Origin of the sequence: Mesorhizobium sp. M0590 (assembly GCF_040320905.1) — a bacterium.
In the GTDB taxonomy this organism is placed as follows: Bacteria; Pseudomonadota; Alphaproteobacteria; order Rhizobiales; family Rhizobiaceae; genus Mesorhizobium.
Window position 1 is genome coordinate 222489 of sequence record NZ_JAMYQN010000003.1, and the last position, 15221, is coordinate 237709.

14 protein-coding genes are annotated in these 15221 nt (G+C 62.0%); 4 read left to right on the forward strand and 10 right to left on the reverse strand.

Features of this window, described 5'->3' with window-relative positions; all coding sequences use genetic code 11:
• Positions 1–87: 87 nt before the first annotated feature.
• Together NKI52_RS08135 and NKI52_RS08140 are read left to right on the forward strand one after the other, a co-directional pair.
• Positions 88–1128: a CapA family protein gene (locus tag NKI52_RS08135; protein ID WP_352697574.1), complete on the forward strand. Its 1041-nt coding sequence runs from the start codon at positions 88–90 to the stop codon at positions 1126–1128.
• A 61-nt stretch (positions 1129–1189) separates the two neighbouring features.
• A complete protein-coding gene (locus NKI52_RS08140) occupies positions 1190–2161 on the forward strand; it encodes a hypothetical protein (RefSeq protein ID WP_352697576.1) in 972 nt (323 codons plus the stop codon).
• 26 nt (positions 2162–2187) lie between these two features.
• On the opposite strand, the gene NKI52_RS08145 is transcribed toward NKI52_RS08140, so the two are convergent.
• Entirely contained in the window at positions 2188–2673 is a 486-nt protein-coding gene (locus tag NKI52_RS08145; protein WP_352697578.1) for a YegJ family protein, read from the reverse strand.
• A 61-nt stretch (positions 2674–2734) separates the two neighbouring features.
• Here NKI52_RS08145 and NKI52_RS08150 point away from each other — a divergent pair, with 61 nt between their 5' ends.
• On the forward strand, positions 2735–4414 hold the full coding sequence (locus tag NKI52_RS08150) for an FAD-binding oxidoreductase (RefSeq protein ID WP_352697580.1): 1680 nt from the start codon (positions 2735–2737) through the stop codon (positions 4412–4414).
• An 8-nt stretch (positions 4415–4422) separates the two neighbouring features.
• Here the strand turns inward: NKI52_RS08150 and NKI52_RS08155 are convergent, their stop codons facing one another.
• From NKI52_RS08155 to NKI52_RS08165, 3 genes are all read right to left on the reverse strand, one after another.
• Positions 4423–4938: a hypothetical protein gene (locus tag NKI52_RS08155; protein ID WP_352645045.1), complete on the reverse strand. Its 516-nt coding sequence runs from the start codon at positions 4936–4938 to the stop codon at positions 4423–4425.
• Positions 4939–5098: 160 nt separating this feature from the next.
• Positions 5099–6229 (reverse strand): hypothetical protein, encoded by a 1131-nt coding sequence (locus NKI52_RS08160; protein ID WP_352697581.1) that lies wholly within the window; start codon positions 6227–6229, stop codon positions 5099–5101.
• Between the two features lie 6 nt (positions 6230–6235).
• Positions 6236–6670 (reverse strand): DUF4383 domain-containing protein, encoded by a 435-nt coding sequence (locus NKI52_RS08165; RefSeq protein WP_023719157.1) that lies wholly within the window; start codon positions 6668–6670, stop codon positions 6236–6238.
• Positions 6671–7407: 737 nt separating this feature from the next.
• Here NKI52_RS08165 and NKI52_RS08170 point away from each other — a divergent pair.
• Positions 7408–8346, forward strand: coding sequence for a diacylglycerol/lipid kinase family protein (locus tag NKI52_RS08170; RefSeq protein ID WP_023719156.1), 939 nt, complete (start codon positions 7408–7410; stop codon positions 8344–8346).
• Positions 8347–8451: 105 nt separating this feature from the next.
• On the opposite strand, the gene NKI52_RS08175 is transcribed toward NKI52_RS08170, so the two are convergent.
• The 6 genes from NKI52_RS08175 to NKI52_RS08200 form a co-directional block, all read right to left on the reverse strand.
• Positions 8452–9663: a mandelate racemase/muconate lactonizing enzyme family protein gene (locus NKI52_RS08175; protein ID WP_352697583.1), complete on the reverse strand. Its 1212-nt coding sequence runs from the start codon at positions 9661–9663 to the stop codon at positions 8452–8454.
• A complete protein-coding gene (locus NKI52_RS08180) occupies positions 9660–11276 on the reverse strand; it encodes a GMC family oxidoreductase (RefSeq protein WP_352697585.1) in 1617 nt (538 codons plus the stop codon). Before NKI52_RS08180 ends, NKI52_RS08175 begins: the two co-directional genes overlap by 4 nt.
• Positions 11277–11418: 142 nt before the next feature.
• On the reverse strand, positions 11419–12021 hold the full coding sequence (locus NKI52_RS08185) for an SMI1/KNR4 family protein (RefSeq protein WP_352567981.1): 603 nt from the start codon (positions 12019–12021) through the stop codon (positions 11419–11421).
• A gap of 332 nt (positions 12022–12353) precedes the next feature.
• On the reverse strand, positions 12354–12755 hold the full coding sequence (locus tag NKI52_RS08190) for an SMI1/KNR4 family protein (protein ID WP_352697587.1): 402 nt from the start codon (positions 12753–12755) through the stop codon (positions 12354–12356).
• An 18-nt stretch (positions 12756–12773) separates the two neighbouring features.
• Positions 12774–13963, reverse strand: a protein-coding gene (locus NKI52_RS08195; protein ID WP_352697589.1) for an IS3 family transposase whose coding sequence is annotated in 2 segments (ribosomal slippage) — positions 12774–13714 and positions 13714–13963 — 1191 coding nt in all. Because the reading frame shifts where the segments join, the coding sequence is not laid out codon by codon here.
• A gap of 623 nt (positions 13964–14586) precedes the next feature.
• Positions 14587–15156 (reverse strand): GNAT family N-acetyltransferase, encoded by a 570-nt coding sequence (locus NKI52_RS08200; RefSeq protein WP_352697591.1) that lies wholly within the window; start codon positions 15154–15156, stop codon positions 14587–14589.
• Positions 15157–15221: the final 65 nt, after the last annotated feature.

Consider the following 15221-nt stretch of genomic DNA (forward strand, 5'->3'; position numbering starts at 1 on the left):
GCCTGTGGCCCTGTGGTTCACCCACAACAGTCGACGCTTCAATCAATCCGGCGGACGGTCTACACAAGGCAAACGATTGGGCGTCGCGTGTCGAACTATCCGCTTTCCTACAAACTGTCGTGGCTGCCACGCTTCCTCCGGCCTTCGCTCGATGGCGACGCGCGCGGCTTTGCTCCGGCGGCCGCAGCCGTGCTCGAACCACTGCCGGCGCGGACGGTGCGGCTGGTTTTCGTCGGCGATATCTCGGCGGTGGCCAATCGCCGCGCGCCGGACTGCGATCCGGCGATTGCGGCACTGCTTGCCTCGGCCGATCTGGTGGTCGGCAATTGCGAAAGCCCGGTGGTGGAGCGGCCGAGCGCTGTTTTGGGCACCAGGCTTGGCACGCACCACGCGATGAGCGAGCGGTTCCTTGCCGAGGCGCTGGCCGCCGCCGGCATTTCGCGTGAAAAACTGGTGCTGTCGCTGGCCAACAACCATGTGCTCGACCAGGGTATTGCCGGCTTCGACGAGACCGTCGCCGCGCTGGAGCAATTAGGCATCCGCACGATCGGCACTGCGGCTCCGGTCGAGCGGTTTGCGGTTGGTTCGCTGACCATAGGCCTTGCCGCCTTTACCTTGTGGCGCAATACCGACGAGGCTCAGTTCGCGGGCCGAGTCTCGATGCAAGCCGATCCGACGCAATGGCCGCACGCTGCCGCTTTGGGTGTCGACCTCCTCTGCGCGGTGCCGCATTGGGATTGGGAATTCCGGCATTTTCCACGTGCGAAGACGCGGGCAATGGCGCGACTTCTGGCCGAACATGGCGTCGGCCTGATCGCCGGACATCATGCCCATGTCGTGCAGCCGATCGAGCGGATCGGCAAGACGCTCGTTGCCTATGGGCTCGGCGATTTCATCGGCACCGCCTTCGCGCGGCAGCCATGGCCCGGCCGCATCGGCGCCATTCTCGTCGTCGAGATCAGCGACGATCCCGGCACGCGCGGGGCCATCGCCGCCTACCGGCTGCATGCCTTCATGCGGTTGCGCGCCGGCGATCACGAGCGGCTGGTCCCGCTTGAAACGCTGGCGGGAAAATCCAGGCAAAGGGTTCTAGCCCGCCTCGATGCGGTCTTCGGTGCCGTGCGCTGACGCAGTCCACCAAACCGGCTATCATGCCCAGCGCGGGCAGGCTTGTGGCGGCGGGTGGGTGATGGAAACTGCGGATTTCATGCCGAACGAAGCGGTGATCGCCGGCCTCAGGAAGAACATCGAGGCCTATGAGGCGCAACGAGCTTCGGCCCATCGCCGGACGCGCTGGCGGGTGCCACTTTTCATCGGGCTGGTGCTGGTGTTCGTGGCGCTTGTGGCCTGGCTCTTCAACGGGGTTGCCGACCCCAACGAGCAGTGGTTCTCGACCCCGCATGTGTTCCTCTATATCGGCGGATTCCTGGCCGCGATCCTGCTCTATTTCCAGGCGATCAAGCCGGCGAGCAAATTGCAGCAGTCGTTTCGCAGCACGCTGTTGCCGATCATCTTCGGCTTCATCGACGACATGCGGTACCGGCACAACATCAAGCCGAATTCGTTCGACCGGTTGCCGCGCGAGACGGTTGGTCCGTTCAACCGGCAATCTTTCGATGATGTTTTTTCCGGCCGTTATGAGGGGTTTCCGTTCGAGCTTTACGAAGCAGATCTCCGGGAAGGGACGGGCAAGAGCACGACGGCAGTGTTCAAGGGCGTCATCGTCGCCTTCGAGACGATCGTGCCGTTCCCCGGCACATTGGTGGCCGCGCGCCGGACCAACAAGGTCGTCGGCTTCTTCCGCGGCATCTTAGGCAGCAAGATGCAGGAACTGTCCAGCGGCGTGCCGGAGCTCGATGCCGCCTACGAGTTCCGCACCGACAATATCGAGGCGGCGCGGCCGCTGGTGACCGGCCGGCTGGCGCAGGCACTCGAATGGCTTGGCGAAACATGGCCGAAGGAACCGGCACGCGTCGCGCTCAACGGCAGCGACGGCTTTCTGCTGCTTCCGCAGACGAAGAACTTCTTCGAGCTGCCGGACATCTCTGTGCCGCTCGACTATGTCAAGCATGTTGCGCCGATCATCGCCGACATGGCCACGATCCTGGCGACCGCGGCGCTGGTGCGCAAGATCGGGGCGCAGGACGAGGAGGCGGGGTAGCGGCTAAAGCGCCTCGCGCTCGGACATCAGCAGTCGAAGCCGTAATTGTCGCGGAGATAGTCCGCGTCTTCCTTCGACATCTTCTTGAGCATCACACAGACGGTAAAGCTGCCCACCTGATGGCCGTTCTTGGTGTATCCCCAGTCCGAAATTTCGTCCCGGGTGAATTCGATCTCCTGGCCGGCGACGACGTTGTGCACTGCCTGCGGCTCGTTTGCTAAAATTCCGGCAAATCCGCTCGCCGTTCGGTGAAAGGGAATGATCCAGAAATGTTCCGTCGCGGTTCCGTCTTCGATCCTTACCTTCAATTTGAACGTGGCTGTTCCGGACGGCGGCGCCTCGGACAGGATCAGGAAGTCATCCAGGCTGGCGCGGGCCTGCTCAATCGCCGCCGCCATCTCCGGATCGTCCCTTGCCACACCGAGGACTCCCTTTTCACCGCTTTGGGCGTCGGCTGAGACCGGAGCAAACGCGAGTACCAGGGCAATCGTGGCACGGACGGCAAGCTTCATGGTGCGGCTGCTTTCGACGCTTTCGCCAGAACGACTGTGATCATCATTTGCCGAACGTCTGATGGCAACTGGTTTTTGTCTCCATCTGGCGCTATTCCTGGGACAGTGGGGTGGGGCTATGGTCGAGGAACGCAAGGGGTTTCGCCTGTCGCGGCGGCTGCTGCTGGGTGCGGCGGTGGTCGGCGGCGCGATGCTCTGGGGCGGGACGACCGTGGCGCGGCTGGCGCGCGGTCCGTCGGGGCAGAAGAATTCCGGGCGCATCGCCGACATTGACGGGATCGACCTGGCGCAGAAGCCGCTGGAGGGCCCGCCAGCCTACGATCCGGCGCTGCCATGGCTGACCAAGGGCGGCAACATCAACGATGCCAGCGGCCTGTCGATGACACCGGTCTACGGCGTTATCGAAGTCAGCGAGGAAGACCACATCGCGAGCGCGCTGGCCCTTGCCCGCGCCAATAGCCTGAAGGTCTCGGTCGCGGCGGTGCGCCATTCGATGGGCGGCCACGCCTTCGACGACAACGCGCTGGTCCTCGACATGCGCAAATTCAACAAGGTCAGTGTCGACCCGACGGCGAAGACGATCACCTTGCAGCCGGGCGCGCGCTGGCACGACATCCAGAACCTTTTGCACCCGCGCTTCGCGGTGAAGGCGATGCAGTCGACCGACATCTTTTCGGTCGGCGGCTCGCTGTCGGTCAACGCGCATGGCATGGACCACCAGGCCGGCTCGGTCGCCGGCTCGATCCGATCGATGCGGGTGATGCTGGCGGACGGTTCGGTGACGACCTGCTCACCGGCCGAAAATACCGAGCTGTTCCGCCACGTCGTCGGCGGCTACGGCCTGTTCGGCGTGGTGCTGGAGGCGACACTCGACATCGTCGAGAACGCCGTCTACCGGACCTCGCGCGAGATCATCAAATCGGACGATTTCCCGACGTTCTTCGCCGAGGTTCTGGAGCCAAACAGGGCGATCGGTCTGTTTTATGGGCATCTGTCGACTGCGCCGGGCAATTTCCTCGAGGATATGATCGTCTACCGCTATGACAAGGTGGCCGACCAGCCGCCGGCCGACCAGCCGGCAATCGGTGAACCGGGTTCGGTCGGGCTCAAGCGGGTGATCATCAACCTGGCGAAATGGGGCAGCCTGTTCCAGGAGCTGAAATGGTTCACCGAAAAGACGCTGGAGCCGCAATTCGAGAGCTGCACGGTGGCGCGGACGACGGCAATGGCCGAGGGCGAGGCCTGCCTCGTCACGCGCAACAATCCGATGCACGATTCAGTGCCCTATCTGTTCAACGATCTGCTCGATGAGACCGACATCCTGCACGAGTATTTCATCCCGCGGGCGGCCTATAACCCGTTCATCGCGGAAGCGCGCGAGATCCTGCGCAACCAGACCCTGCCGGTGCTCAACGCGTCGGTACGCATCGTCCACAAGGAGGATGTGGCGCTGAATTATGCGCCGGAGCCGGCCTATTCGCTGGTGCTCTACATCAATCAGCCGACAGACGCCGACGGCAATGCCAGGATGCGGGCGCTGACAAGGGCGCTGATCGACGTGACGATCAAGCATGGCGGGCGTTTTTTTCTGCCCTACCAGCTCCACTACACAGGCAAGGAACTGCTTGCCTGCTATCCGGAATTGCCGTCCTTCCTGGCGAAGAAGCTGCAATACGATCCGGGCGAGCTGTTTTCGTCGATTTTTTATCGCGCCGTCAAGGCACTGATCGGCACGGCCTGAAGCGGCGGCTACAGACCGTCAGGCAGCTTCGCCGCCAGCCAGTTCGCCGAACGCCTGGCGATGCCGATCGTTGCCGATGCGGCGCGGCCGAGATCGGTCTTGACCACGGCGTAGCCGGCCTTCGTGCGGTAGAGCAGGGCGCTGCCGCCATCGACCGCCGCTTCATAGGCGACCGGCCGGACGGCTTCCGTTTCCGTCGCCGCGGCCTGCGTTCCGACCGCAGCACTGGGCCGATGGCTCAGTTCCGGTGGCAGCGGGTCTGTCGCTGCGGTGCTGGCCGTCGTCAATTCAGGCTCGGAAGCGGTCGCAGCGAGCTGCGATGACGAAGACGAGTTCTGTGTCCGGCAGATGCCGGAGACCAGCGGATAGTCGAAATTGCGCTCGTGCAGCATCTGGCTTTTCATCGCCGCTTCGCATTCGGCGATGGTCGACCATTTGGCGGGCGTCTCGCCGATATATTCGCAAAGCTTGGCGTCGCAATCGCAGCCGACGATGGTCATGGCGACAAGGGCGGTCTTGATCACAGTCTTGTCCCTCCGAGTTGCCTGGCACATGTGCGCAAGACAACGTGTCTACGGCATCATCAATCGTTGCGGAACAAGGCGGGATTTGGCCGCGATTGTGGAATGAGCGTGGCGGAGCATCACGCAACGTCTTGCCGAGGCCGGCTGTGACCGAAAGGCCTCAGTAATCGTAGACATGCTCGAGCCTGGCGCCCGCCGTCATCAGCGCCGGCAGCACGATGTGCAGCTTGCGCACGGCGACGGTCAGCCCGGTGCGGCGCGTGGAGGGTTCCGCCGGAAGCGGGTAGCTGAACAAGGTGCGTGCACCTTCGGGAACATTGATCTCGTCATTGGAAAGCATGGTGACCATGATCTCGTCATTGCCGCCGATCTCGACGAAGGAGACGCCCTTGTCGATCAGGCGCGGGATCATGTCGGTGAACACCTGATAGCGCCTGGTGACGAAGACCGTGCCGTCGGCGCCGAGATCGCGCTCCAGCAAGGTGTCGGGCTCGTTGCGCGTCACTTCCCCGACCGGACCCTTGGCCCAGACATGAATGTCGAGCAAGGCGGGATCGGTGGTGGCGGCGAGCGCCGACTTGATCAGATCGGCATAGCCCTGCTTGATCGTGTCGGCGAGGCCGAAGGCGAGCTTGCGTTCGCCGGCGCGGACGGCGCTGTCGTCCGGCGCCGGCTGGACGGCTAACAGGCCGGCACGTTTTTCGGCATAGGGAAACTGGTACCACGGCACCTGATCGAGAAAACCGGCGTAGTCGGCCGCGACCTTGGCCTGGTAGATGTCGACGGTGGTGCGCTTGCCGGCTGTCGCTTCGGTAATGCGGCCGACCGTATTTTCATAGGCCCACTGGATGGCGTGCTCGATCGTGTGGCTGGTGCCGATGACCACCAGCATCTGGTGGTTGTCGAGGTTGAACTTGTAGGCGGAGCTGGCGCGGGTGACCATCGCGTAATCCTGCCAGAAGCGGCCGATATAGGAGAGATAAGGGAAGCCGCTCGGCTGGTTCTTGTCGACAAAGCCGGCATATTCACGCGCGGCGTAGACGATGGCCCATTCCGGATAGGTGAGAAAGGTCGATTCCTCCGGCCGTTGGTAGCCGGAGATCTCGGCACGGACCTTGTCGGCCAGCGCCTTTGGCGGAGCACCCCCGGCGATGCCCGGCAATGGTGTTGTGTCCAGCGACGGCGTGGTGAGAAAGCCGTAGGCCAGCCCGGCGATCGGGATCAACACGACAATGACGACGAGCCAGAGGATCGCCTTGATGATGCGCTTCAGCCAGCGAAACAGGAACATGGCCGGTCAGGCCGTGGCGAAATGGTCGTACACACGTTTCGACAGCCAGAACCCGACGTAGACGGCGAAGCCGCCGATGACGATGTGCGGCAGGTTGGCGAAGAAGCGGGCCGGGAATTCGATGTCGTTCAGGGAGCGGAAGCCGTTGATGAAAATGCCGCCATCGAGGCAGCCGGAACCGGTGACCAGCCCGAGCACGCCGTCGAACAGATAGACCGAGCCGAACAGCTTGAAATAGAACACCGCCTGGCGGTGCGAGATGAAGGCGGCGGCCAGCGCCCAGACGCCGGAGAAGGCGTGCAGCAAATCGTCGTACCATTGCAGCGAGAACAGGCCGAACAGATTGCCGCCGGCGTCGTTGAAAGCCGGCACATAGCCGATGGCAACAACGCCGAAGAACAGGAAAGCATAGGCAACAGCAAGCTTCTGGATGAGCGTCATGAAATGTCCCCCTGCCGTCAGCCCCTTTAAACGGCCCCCGACGGCAAATGGATAGTAGCTGATTTTGGCGCAGCGTGAAGCGTCGCCGGCAAAATCGTCAGGCGGGGCCACAAAGACAGTCGGCGCCGGGATTTCTCCCAGCGCCTCCCTGTCAGATCAGGACACGGTCGCGGCAGCAACTCCCGAAAGATGTCGCGCCATGCCGGCCTTGATTTTGACGGTCCTGCCAGTCGCCACCCGAGGGCAGCGTCCGTTCCGGACCACGCCGGTCTCCACTCTTGCGAGCTTTGCCCAGCGCGCCATCGAAGGTTTTTGCCGTCCTTCATGGCAGCATCGGTCCGCCGTCGGCGTTCGCACGCTTCCCGCGGCCCCGTAGGTCTCGGCGTCCATCCCTCCAACAAGCAAGCCTGTTCTCGTTCAGGGCCGTACGGGCCTCAGGAAATCCGCCGTTCCGCTTTGCCTTTCGGCGTGGCGATCGGTAGCCGCCTGAGATGGGTTTTAACGTACGTCGGATAAGCGTTTGGCGGAACTGCCGCATGCCTGTGGATAGCGGGATTATCGGGGACTGACCCTGCCAAAATAGCGACTTTCCGATCTCTGCCGCCGCCGGTCGGGATTTGCCGCCTCGATGCCGAAGCCGCATTGTCGGGTAATCGACCCTTGCCCCGCGGCCCTGCGCGGGCTTCAATGCCGGCAAATGATTGGAAGGCGTGTTCGATGGCCTTGGGGAGGCAGGCTTGAAGGTCGCGGTGGTTCTCAATCCGATCGCCGGCGGCGGCAGGCTCAAGCGGCATTGGCCGGAGGTTGCGGCTTCGCTGAAAAGACATTTCGGTGATTTCGAGCTGCGTGAAACGCAGGCCGAGGGGGATGCCGAACGGCTGGCGCTCGACCTTGCCGCCATCGGCTTCGAGCTGGTGATCGCGGCCGGCGGCGACGGCACCGCCAGCGAAGTCGCCGACGGGCTGCTGAAGGCTTTCCGGGAAAGCGGCCGGACGGCTGAACTTGGGCTGCTGCCTTGCGGCACCGGCATCGACTTCGCCCGCGGGCTCGGCCTGTCGAACAATGTCGATCTGACGCTGAAGCGGATTGCCGAGGCCAAGCCGCGCAAGGTCGATGCCGGCTGCATCAGCTATGTCGACGACCATGGCGCACTGGCCAGCCGCCATTTCATCAACATCGCCAGCCTCGGGCTTTCCGGCGCCACCGACCGTGCCGTCAACGCCGACAGGCGCAAGGGCAAGGTTTCGGCCAAGGCACTGTTCTACTGGCGCACGGTCTGGGAATTCCTCCGCTATCGGTTCCAGGAGGTTGCGATCACCATCGACGACGGTGCCCCGGTCGAGGCGCGCATGGCATTGGTGGCGGTGGCCAACGGCAAATTCTTCGGCGGCGGCATGATGATCGCGCCCGACGCCGAGCTTAACGACGGCGAGTTCGACATCGTCATCCTGCGCGCCGCCGGCAAGCTGAAGCTGATCTGGGACATCCGCCTGCTCTATGGCGGGCGGCACCGCAACCATCCGGCGATCACCATCCTGCGCGGCAAGAAAGTGGTTGTCGAGCCGCTCGGCGATGTGCAAAAGAACGCCGCGCTGATCGACATAGACGGCGAATCGCCGGGTCGCATACCAGCAACTTTCGAGATCCTGCCCGGCGCATTGACGCTGAGATATTGAATCAAGGTGTTGAGGGATTGATTCAAATCCTTTCGGCGGTGATTCCGATCCTGCGTCCAACACGTTGAAATCGCGTGATATTGTCTGTCGATCCCGCTCGACAGGTCACGGCATCAACGGCGTCTGCAGCATCTGCAAATGCAGGTCCTTGCCGGTCCAGGGATGCGCCTCGCAGACGGCTTCGTCGAGTTCGACACCGAGGCCTGGCTCCTTCGACGGGATGACGTTGCCGTCCCGCCATTCGATCTTCTTCTTGAGCAGCTTCGCGTGAAAACCGTCCCACTGTTTCAGCGATTCCAGAATGAGGAAATTGGGCAGCGTCACCGCAAGCTGGATGTTGGCGGCGCCGACGATCGGTCCGCAGTAGCAGTGCGGCGCGACCTGGATGTGGTAGGCTTCGGCCATGGCGGCGATCTTTTTGGTTTCGAGAATGCCGCCGGAGCGGCCAAGGTCGGGCTGAAGAATGGTCGCCGCACGGTTCTCGATGACGCGGGCGAACTCAAATTTGGTTGTTAGCCGCTCGCCGGTGGCAATCGGGATCGAGGTCGCGCGGGCGACCTGCGCCATCACCTCGGGCATGTCGGGCGGCACCGGCTCCTCGAACCACAGCGGATCATAGGGCTCGATGGCGCGGGCGAGGCGCAGCGCGCCCGATGCGGTGAACTGGCCGTGCGTGCCGAACAGGATGTCGGCCCTGGTGCCGACCGCCTCGCGGATCGCCTTGACCATGCGGGCGGAGAGGTCGACGTCGACGAGGCGCGGCTGGTGGCCGTCGAAGGCGGTGTAAGGGCCGGCTGGGTCGAGCTTGACCGCGTTAAAACCCTGCTCGACATATTCGAGCGCGCAGGCGGCGGCCAGGTCAGGATCATTGTAGACGTTCTTGCCGCGGGCGTCCTCGGAGTGGACGCTGCCGCTGTGCGGGTAGAGGTAGGTATAGGAACGCAGCGTTTCGTGTACCTGGCCGCCAAGCAGCTTGTAGACCGGCTTGCCGGCCTCTTTGCCGATAATGTCCCAGCAGGCGATTTCGAGCGCCGAGAAACAGCCCATGCCCGACACGTCGGGCCTCTGGGTGAAGCCGGACGAATAGGCGCGGCGGAAGAAATTCTCGACGTCGTGCGGATCGCGGCCGATCAGATAGCGTTCGGCCATGTCCTCAACCATTTTCGCCGTGACATGAGCCGAAAAGGTGGCGTTGTAAGCTTCGCCATAGCCGACGACGCCGCCATCGGTGGTGAGCTTGACGAAGATGAAATACTTGCCGCCGATGCCGGGCGGCGGATTGCCGACCACCCAGGTCTTGACGTCGGTGATTTTCATTTCTGATCCTCCAGAACCAGTTCGGCGCCCTTCCATCCGGTCATGATCGCGGCGGCGTTGGTGTTGCCGGTTATGTTGTCGGGAAAGATCGAGGCATCGATGACGCGCAACGCCTGGATGCCGTGCACCTTGAGGCGCGGATCGACGACGGCGCGCGCCGCGTCCGGCCCCATGCGGCAGGTCGAGACCGGGTGATAGACGGTGCCCGAGCGCTTCCTGAAATCCTGAATGAGATCCGCATCGGAGGTGATCGAGGGACCGGGCAAAACCTCTTCCTCGATAATCTCGGCCATCGCCGGCATCGAGGCGATCTTCCTGACGAATTTCACCGCCGCCAGCATTTCAGCGACGTCCGCCTCGGTCGAAAAGGCATTGGCGACGATTTTGGGATAATCGCGCGGATTGGCGGAACGGATCATGATTTCGCCGCAGCTCGACGGACGGCAATTGGACAGCCCGATGGAAAAGCCCGGCCATGGATCGGGCGTCAGGATCGGGCGTTCGCCGCTCTTCGGAATGACGGTCGAAAACGCCTGGAAATAGAGCTGCATGTTGGGCCGCGCCGCGGCCGGATCGGTGCGGAAGAAGCCGCCGGCATTGTTCATCGACAGCGACAGCGGGCCTGAGCGCAAAAACACGTATTGCATGCCGACCAGCAGCTTGCCCCACCATGGGTGCAGGATCTGGTTGAGCGTCGGCAGCCTGCCCTTGAAAGTGTAATTGATGCCGACATGGTCCTGCAGGTTTGCCCCGACATTCTCGTTGGCGTGAACGACGGGAATGCCGAGCGCGCCAAGAAGCGCCGACGGGCCGATGCCTGAAAGCTGTAGCAATTGGGGCGAATTGACCGAGCCGCCCGACAGGATGATCTCGCGGCCGGCGCGGGCGGTTTTCGTCGCGCCATTCTGGAGATACTCGACACCGACGGCACGCTTGCTTTCGAACAGGATCTTTGTCGCCAGCGCGTTGATCTCGACGCGGACATTTTTGCGCTTCATCGCCGGGCGCAGGAAGGCGCGCGCCGCCGACATGCGGCGGCCGTTCCTGGTGGTGATCTGGTAGACGCCGACGCCTTCCTGCGAGGCGCCGTTGAAATCCGGGTTGAGCGGCAGGCCGGCCTGGTTGGCGGCGGCGAGATAGCGCTTGGTGAGCGGATGGACGGAGGTCGAGCAGTCGGTGACATGCAGCGGCCCGCCGACGCCGCGCCATTGGTCGGCGCCGGCCTGATTATCCTCCAGCGCCTTGAAGGCGGGCAGCAGGTCATCGAAGCCCCAGCCGGGATTGCCGGCCGCTGCCCAAGCGTCGAAATCCTCACGCGCGCCCCTGATCCAGACCATGGCGTTGATCGAACTCGAGCCGCCGAGCAGCTTGCCGCGCGGCCAGTGGTCGGCATTGCCGGCCAGGCCGGGATCCGGCTCGGCCTTGTAGTTCCAGTTGACCGCCGGGTCGAAGAAGGTCTTGCCGTAGCCGAGCGGCATCTGCACGTAGAAGCGACGGTCGCTGCCGCCGGCCTCGAGCACCAGCACCGAGAAGCGGCCGGAAGCCGACAATCTTTCGGCCAGGACCGAGCCGGCCGAACCGGAGCCGACGATGATGAAATCATAGGTCTGCATGGTGGATACGGCTGGCTCCGGAATTCGGCTCTAACCTAGGCTTGGGCGCGACGCGGCGTCGCCGGGTCTTCCGGCATCCGTTGTGAAAAAAGCGACCGGGGATATTCAGTCTGAATGTCAGCCTGTCGCCTGCTGCCCGAGTTCAGTCGTGTTCGCGCCCATCCGGGTCGAACAGGGCCGCCGCCTCATTGGCTTCTTCCAGCAGGAAGGTGAACACGCTTGAGTAGGACTTGGTCGAACCGGACAGAGGATCATCACTCTCCCAGCGAAAGACCCCCCCGTCCGGATTCATGCCAATTAAATCGTCATTGTCCCCTAGCGCACCAATAAAGAGAACATCGTCTGGTGCATTGCCTGGTCGTCTCTTTATATTTGGTTCCAGTATGGAGAAGGGTTGTTGACCCGCCTCCACCAAATTCGTGCGTGACCAGCTACGTCGCAGCCCATAGACGCTTATATAATTCGCAAACAGACCTATCCCGTTGTGGAGCATGAGAAAGCAACGGAAATTATCTGGGAGTCGACGCGAAATTTCAGACTCCATCTGCCCAATTCCGATGGCGTCAAGTGGTGCGTACAGCTGATGCAAATACGCTTGAGGCGCTCGATGCGGGGTATGGCCAATCCACTCGGTTCCATCCGGATAGGTCTTGTATCCGAGGCGTTTCCATTTATCGACCAAGGTTCGGAGCTCTCGGTAGGCACGAGCGTCTTCTTCGCTTGACCATTCTTCCTGCTTAGGCATTTCCTTAATATCCTTAATAGGCTCCATTTACCCAGTTCGACGGGTCCGTAGGGTCTAACCTGTCGAACGCATCCATCGCATCGAAAACTTTACCAAGTGGCTCTAGCGACCGGCCGGAAGCCGACAATCTTTCGGCCAGGACCGAGCCGGCCGAACCGGAGCCAACGATGATGAAATCATAGGTCTGCATGGTGGCTGCGGCTGGCTCCGGAATTCGGCTCTAACCTAGGCTTGGGCGCGAGGCGGCGTCGCCGGGTCTTCCGGCATCCGATGTGAAAAAAGCGACCGGGGATATTCAGTTTGAATGTCAGCCTGACGCCTGCTGCCCGAGTTCAGTCGCGTCTGCGCCCATCCGGGTCGAACAAGGCCGCAACCTCATTGCCTTCTTCCAGCAGGAAGGTGAACACGCTTGAGTAGGAGTTGATCGAACCGAACAGAGGATCATCACTCTCCCAGCGAAAGACCCTCCCGTCCGGATTCATGCCAATTAAATTTCTATTTTTTCCGAGCGAACCAATAAAAAGAACTTCGTCTGGTGCATTGCTTGGTCGTCTCTGCACATTCGGTTCCAGTATGGAGAAGGGTTGTTGACCTGCCTCCACTAAATTTGTGCGTGACCAGCTACGTCGCAGCCCATAGACGTTTATATAATTCGCAAACAGACCTATCCCGTTGTGGAGCATGAGAAAGCAACGGAAATTATCTGGGAGTCGACGCGAAATTTCAGACTCCATTGACGTTGCCCCCAGTTTCTATCCAGTTTTGAGTTCGTTTCCGGCGTGGGTTGTGCCCTGCTGGGCGGGTGAAGCGACGGGCGCTGGCGCGGAGCCTTTGGCATCGCGCAGCGCGAGCGACCGTCGCAGATTGAAGGTGGTGGCGAACTCGGCCGGTGTCTGCCAGGCGATTTGGGAATGCGGCCGGGCGGTGTTGTAGTCGGCGCGCCACAGGGCGATGGCGACGCGTGCCTGAGCCAGCGAAGTAAACAGCGTCTCGTTGAGCAGTTCATCGCGTAGTCGGCCGTTGAAGCTCTCGATGAAGCCATTCTGCATCGGCTTGCCGGGCGCAATGTAATGCCATTCGACGCGGTTCTGATCCGCCCAGGAGAGGATGGCGTTCGAGGTGAACTCGCTGCCATTGTCGCTGACGATCATTCTCGGCCGGCCGCGCTCGGTGATGAGCCGGTCCAATTCGCGGGCAACCCGCATGCCCGAGAGAGACGTATCAATGATGAGTGCCAGGCACTCTCTCGTGCAGTCGTCGACGACGGCCAGGATGCGGAAGCGGCGCCCGTCTGTGAGCTGGTCCGATACGAAGTCGAGCGACCAGCGCTCGTCGGGCCTCAGCGGCACCACCATCGGCGCCCTGGTCCCGATCGCCCGTTTGCGGCCGCCACGGCGGCGAACGGCGAGCTTCTCCTCCCGATAGAGCCGGAACAGCTTCTTGTGGTTCACGACCAGGCCCTCCCGCCTCAGCATCACGAGAAGACGCCGGTAGCCGAACCGGCGACGCTCCTGCGCGATCGCCTTCATCCGCTCGCGAAGCTCGCGGTCGTTCGGCCTGCTAGTCTCGTAGCGAACCGTCATGCGGCAACAGCCGATGGCTTTACACGCCCGCCGTTCGCTCATCCCGAAGCCTTCCTTCAGGCGAGCGACAGCTTTCCGCTTGGCCGCGGGCGTCACCATTTCTTTCCCACAAGATCCTTCAATGCGGCATTGTCGAGCATGGCGTCGGCCAGAAGCCGCTTCAGCCGCGTGTTCTCGTCCTCCAGAGCCTTCAGTCGCCGAGCCTCGGAGACATCCATCCCGCCGAAGCGGGCCTTCCAGTTGTAAATCGAGGCGTCGCTGACCCCGTGCTTGCGGCACAGATCGGCAACCGATACCCCGGCCTCATGTTCCTTCAAAATTCCGATGATCTGCTCTTCAGAGAAGCGGCTACGTTTCATGTCCTGGTCCTCTCGATGGGCCAGAACGAACTTCAAACCGGATTAGATTAGAGGGGCAAGGTCACCATCTGCCCAATTCCGATGGCGTCAAGTGGTGCGTACAGCTGATGCAAATACGCTTGAGGCGCTCGATGTGGGGTATGGCCAATCCACTCGGTTCCATCCGGATAGGTCTTCTGCCCGAGGCGTTTCCATTTATCGACTAGGGTTCGGAGCTCTCTGTATGCACGAGCGTCTTCATTGCTTGACCATTCTTCCTGCGAACGCATTGTCCCTAATAGCTCCATTTACCCACTTTTGACGGGTTCTAGGGTCTACCTTGTCAACCTGATCTATCACATCGAAAACAACGGGCGAACATCACAGAGTTGGTAATCACGCCCGACGGTGACTTTCGCGCCTACAACCTAAGGTCGCCAGCCAGTTCGTTCGGCCGGAGACGTGAGACTTGCCAAGCTGCGATCCGCTGCGGAAGTCTAGTCTTGCTGTTGCAATGTCGGTGAGCCTCGCTACGGCTTTGATTAATCTGTTTGCGTTCAGTAATGTTCGCCGGTGACAGCGAAGCGGGCGCAATAGCGGCTGGATGGCAACTTTCCACCCATAGCCGAAACTTCAAGCTGCGATCACAGACGAAGATCGGCAATCTTGAAATCATAGCGCATGATCGGGCGGGCCGGCGTTCTGCGAGCGACGACCCTGAACCCGGCGCGCGCGAAGGTGGAGGCATATCCGCTGCCGGAAGCACTCGGCGATACGTCGGCCTCGAAAGGATAGGCTTCGAGTGCCGGAGCATTTGCGCGCCTTGCGACTTCCAGTGCTTCCGCAATCAGCTGGAATGTTACGCCCCGCCTGCGGTATCGTTTTCGCACGTAGAGGCAGGACAGGGACCAGACCGGCCTGTCGTCCACGCGCTTGAGCTGCCATAGCCGATCGAGCCAGGGCAGGGCATCTCGCGGCGTCACCCGGCACCAGCCGACAGCCGTATCGCCGTCGAAAGCGAGCAAACCCGGAGGCGGACCATGCTGGACGGCCTGCCGGAACGCTGCCTTGTTTTCCTCGCCGGGTCGCTTTCGATAAGAACTGCCGATCCGTCCGTACATACACCAACAGCGACTGCAGACGGCGCTGTCACCGAACAGGTCCTCGAGCGCCGGCCACAGATCGGGCGTTAATGGGCGAAAGCCAAGTTCCATGTCAGCCGTCATCCGCTATTGATATTGCCCAGTCTAGCCTGCACTGCGCGCTAGCGCATCATAGG